General features: G+C 71.6%; 4 protein-coding genes. All 4 read left to right on the top strand.

Features of this window, described 5'->3' with window-relative positions; translation table 11 throughout:
• Window positions 1-14 precede the first annotated feature (14 nt).
• Window positions 15-1,496, top strand: coding sequence for an aspartate aminotransferase family protein (locus GSQ95_RS25110; RefSeq protein WP_158897124.1), 1,482 nt, complete (start codon window positions 15-17; stop codon window positions 1,494-1,496).
• 8 nt (window positions 1,497-1,504) lie between these two features.
• Window positions 1,505-2,125 carry a class II aldolase/adducin family protein gene (locus tag GSQ95_RS25105; protein ID WP_158973994.1) on the top strand — a complete coding sequence of 207 codons (621 nt, stop codon included), beginning with the start codon at window positions 1,505-1,507 and terminating at the stop codon, window positions 2,123-2,125.
• A gap of 22 nt (window positions 2,126-2,147) precedes the next feature.
• The gene (locus tag GSQ95_RS25100) at window positions 2,148-3,344 is read left to right on the top strand and encodes a hypothetical protein (protein ID WP_158973992.1); all 1,197 of its coding nucleotides are present in this window, start codon (window positions 2,148-2,150) and stop codon (window positions 3,342-3,344) included.
• Window positions 3,345-3,398: 54 nt separating this feature from the next.
• Window positions 3,399-4,092, top strand: a 694-nt coding sequence (locus GSQ95_RS25095) for an aldehyde dehydrogenase family protein (protein ID WP_158973990.1), incomplete at its 3' end; no start/stop codon positions are given.

The following is a 4,092-nucleotide window of genomic DNA, read 5'->3' as shown; positions in this document are numbered from 1 at the left end:
TCCTGAGGTCCGCCATGAACCAGCCCCTGACCACCCCGCTGCCCCTGGTGCCCACGCCGCCGGCGATTTCCGCCTGGCCGGATACCGAGACGCTCTATCGCCGTTTCGACGCCCTGGTCAAACAACCCATGCGCCCGCTGCGCCGCGATGCCCTGGCCAAGGTCATGGGCTATTTCGACGAGCGCTGCCAGGGCTCGCGGCGACTGGCGGAAGAAGCCAAGCGCTTCATTCCCGGGGGCATCCAGCACAACCTGGCGTTCAACCATCCCTTCCCCCTGGCCATCTCCCGGGCGGAAGGCGCCCACCTCACCGACGTCGACGGCAACCGCTACATCGACTTTCTCCAGGCCGGCGGCCCCACCCTGCTCGGCTCCAATCATCCCGGCGTGCGCGAGCAGGTCCAGCGCATCCTCGCCGAGTGCGGCCCGGTCACCGGCCTGCTGCACGAATACGAGGTCAAGCTCGCCGAACTGGTCTGCCAGAGCGTGCCCGGCATCGACCAGGTGCGGCTGCTGGGCTCGGGCACCGAGGCGGCCATGGCCGCGGTGCGCCTGGCGCGGGCCTATACCGGGCGCCGCTGGATCATCAAGATCGGCGGGGCCTATCACGGCTGGAGCGATCAGCTGGTGTACGGCATGCGCCTGCCCGGCACCGGGCGCATGGAGGCCCTCGGCATTCCCCGGGGCGCCACCGCCCGCACCCAGGAAAGCCCGCCCAACGACCTCGACGCCCTGCGCCGGCGGTTGCAACTCAATCGCCTGCGCGGCGGCACCGCGGCGGTGCTGGTGGAACCCTTCGGCCCGGAGAGCGGCACCCGCCCGGTGCATCCGCAGTTCAATCGCGAGGTGCGCAAGCTCTGCGACGAATTCGGCGCCCTGCTGATCTTCGACGAGGTAGTGACCGGTTTTCGCGCCGGCATGGGCGGTGCCCAGGGCTACTTCAAGGTGCTGCCTGACCTGACCGTGCTCGGCAAATGCCTTACCGGCGGCTATCCCATGGCCGGGGCCCTGGGCGGCAAGGCCGAGGTCATGCAGCTGCTGGTGGGCGGCATCGGCACCTCGTCGAAGCGCGCCTTCGTCGGCGGCACCCTGTCGGCCAATCCGCTGTGCTGCGTGGCCGGCTACTACGCCCTCAAGGAGATCCAGCGCCTCGACGCGGCCGGCCAGGCCGGCCGCGCCGGCGATCGGCTGCGCCAAGGGCTGGACGAGATCATCGCGCGCCGCAACCTGCCCTATGTCGCCTACAACCTGGGCTCCATCGTCCATCTGCAGACCTCCGGCGTGCTGCTGCTCGACACCGGCAACCCGCTCAAGCTGCTGCGGGTGCGCAACGAAGCCAAGGCGCGCAAGCACATGATGGAAGAGATGGGCGCGGCCTACACCGCCCATGGCCTCATCACCCTGGCCGGCAGCCGCATCTACACCAGCCTGGCCGACACCGACGCCGTGATCGACGACGCCCTGGAGCGTTTCGACCGGGTCTTCCAACTGGTATGAGGCCGCCCATGAAAGCCGAACTGCGCCAGCAATGGCTGGATCTGCAGCAACGTCTGGCCCGCCAGGGCGAACGCTCGGCCCTGGCCCTGTCGGTACGCATACCAGGGGCGGGCAGCCTCTGGTACGGCACCCTGGGCGATGCCGCCCCCTGCGCGATCGAGCTGACCCGCAGCAGCGGCGGCGCCCTCGATCACGCACTTATCTACCGCTCGCGACCGGATGTCGGCGCCATCATCCAGGGGGCCGGGCGCTATGGGCAGCATGTGGCGGACTTCGGCGGCCAGCTGCCGCAGCTGTTCGACGAGCAGGCCCGGCACCTGGGGCGGATGGCGCCTGCGGTGACCAGGAGCAACGCCCTGGCGGAAGCCCTGGCCGACCAGGGCAACGTCCAGCTGCTCGGCGGTCAGCCGCTGTGCCTGGGGACCACCGCCAGCCGCGCCGCCCTCAATGCCGAGCTGTTCGAGAAATGCGCCAAGGCCTACACCCTGGCCCAGGCCACCGGCGCGGCGCTCACCCGCCTGCCCTGGTGGGTGGTGCTGATCGCCACCCGCCGGCTCCAGCGCGACCAGCGCGCCGCCGCCGAGGCCTTCCGCCAGGGCCGGCTGCCGGCGGAAAGCCGCGGTTACTAGTTACTCGTCGAAGGTAGAGCCCATGACCGTCACCTCGCCCTCTCCGCCCCGCCAGGTCTGCGCCGCGCTGCTGCTGGGGTCCCTGGCCCTGCTCATCCTCGGCCTGCAGCCGCTGCTGCTCGGCGAGCTGTTCACCAGCGGTCGCGCCAGCCTCGATGGCCTGGGTCTGGTGGCCATGGGCGAGATCGTCGCCCTGGGCCTGGGGGTCATCGCCGGTGAGGCCCTGGGGCCCCGTCTGGGACTGCCGAGGGTCCTGGTACCGGCGACGCTGCTGGCGGTCGCCGCCGACCTTACCAGCGCCCAGGCCAGCGGTGATCTGCTGCTGCTCGGCCTGCGCGCCCTCGCCGGCCTCGGCGAAGGCCTGCTGCTCTGGGCGGCGGTGGCGCTGATCGTGCGCCAGCCCGCCGCCGAGCGGCTATCCGGCCTGTTCATGGCGCTGCAGACCTTTTGCCAGGGCCTGCTGGCCGCCCTGCTGGCGCTGTGGATCCTGCCGCGCCTGGGCAGCCCCGGCGGCTTCCGGCTGCTGGCCGGCGTGACCGCCCTGGCCCTGCCACTGACCGCCGCCTTGCCCCGCCGGCTGGCCGCGCTGGAGATCCCTGGCAGCGTGCCCGTCCGCCATCGCTGGCGGCTACCTCAGGCCCTGCTGCTGGCCTTCGTCGGCTGCCAGCTAGCGGCGATCGGTGCGCTCTGGGCCTATCTGGAGCCCTATGGCGAAGCCCTCGGGCTGGACGCCAGCCAGGCCCAGACCCTGATCGCCGCCAGCTTCGCCGCGCAGTTGCTCGGTGGTCTGGCCGGCGCGGCGCTGGTGGCCTGGCTGCCGGCCGCCACCACCCTGACCCTGGCGACCCTGTTGCTGGGCAGCCTGGCCGCGCTGATCTACGGCCTGGCACCAGGGGCGCACCTGACCTTCGCGCTGCTGTGCCTGGCCTTCACCTTTCTCTGGCAGACCCTCACCCCCTTCCAGATCAGCCTGGCCCTGCGGCTGGACGCCAGTGGCCGCATCGCCACCCTGGTGCCCTCGCTGCAGCTGCTCGGCTGCGCCGCCGGCCCGGCGCTGGCGTCACTCTGGCTGCAGGGCGCCGCGGTCCGGCCCGCCGCCCTGACCAGCGCCCTGCTCGCCCTGCTAGCCCTGCTAGCCCTGGGGTTGGCGGCCCTGCTCGCCCTTAGTGCCCCCGGCTCTCGGCCGGTACCCCGCTGGCGCTGGCAGCGCCCAGGCTGAATACTGCCGTCGTCGCCGCCTCGCCTCCTTCCTGCCCCCTTGCGGACTGCTGCCATGAATGCGCCCCTCCCCGATCCCGCTGCTGCCTGCGCCCCGGTCGACCCCGAGACCCTGCAGCGGCTGTTCGCCGCCCAGGGACCGCGCGCCCTGGCCCTGCGCGGTTCCAGCGCCGCCGAGCGCCTGACCCTGCTGCAGCGCCTGCATGGCGCCCTGGTGGCGCGGCGGGGGGCGCTCTATGCGGCCTTTCGCCAGGACTTCGGCAAACCCGAGGTGGAGGTCGAATTGTCGGAGATCATGCCGGTGCTGGAAGAGATCCAGCACGCGCGCCGCCATCTGCGTCGCTGGATGAAGCCGCGGCGGGTGCGACCGACCCTGACCTCCCTCGGCTGCCCGGCGCACATCCACAGCCAGCCACGCGGTCGCTGCCTGATCATCGCCCCCTGGAACTACCCGGTCTCCACCCTGCTCGGCCCGCTGGTATCGGCGCTGGCGGCGGGCAACAGCGTGATGCTCAAGCCCTCGGAATTCACCCCGGCGGTCAATGCGGTGCTGCGCGAGCTGCTGGCCGAGGCCTTCACCCCGGACACCGTGGCCTTTTGCGAAGGCGACGTCACCACCGCCCAGGCGCTGCTGGCACTGCCCTTCGATCACTTCTTCTTTACCGGCTCGACGGCCGTGGGCCGCCTGGTGATGCAGGCCGCTGCCCGGCATCTGGCCTCGGTGACCCTGGAGCTGGGTGGCAAGTCGC

It is taken from the genome of Pseudomonas sp. BAV 4579 (assembly GCF_009765395.1).
In the GTDB taxonomy this organism is placed as follows: domain Bacteria; phylum Pseudomonadota; class Gammaproteobacteria; order Pseudomonadales; family Pseudomonadaceae; genus Chryseomonas; species Chryseomonas aestiva.
This window is presented reverse-complemented; position numbering and strand designations above follow the sequence as displayed.

Excerpts from the sequence above, each read along its gene's own strand:
- GSQ95_RS25110 (WP_158897124.1), top strand. The coding sequence starts at position 15 with ATGAACCAGCCCCTGACCACCCCGCTGCCCCTGGTGCCCACGCCGCCG.
- GSQ95_RS25105 (WP_158973994.1), top strand. The coding sequence starts at position 1,505 with ATGAAAGCCGAACTGCGCCAGCAATGGCTGGATCTGCAGCAACGTCTG.
- GSQ95_RS25100 (WP_158973992.1), top strand. The coding sequence starts at position 2,148 with ATGACCGTCACCTCGCCCTCTCCGCCCCGCCAGGTCTGCGCCGCGCTG.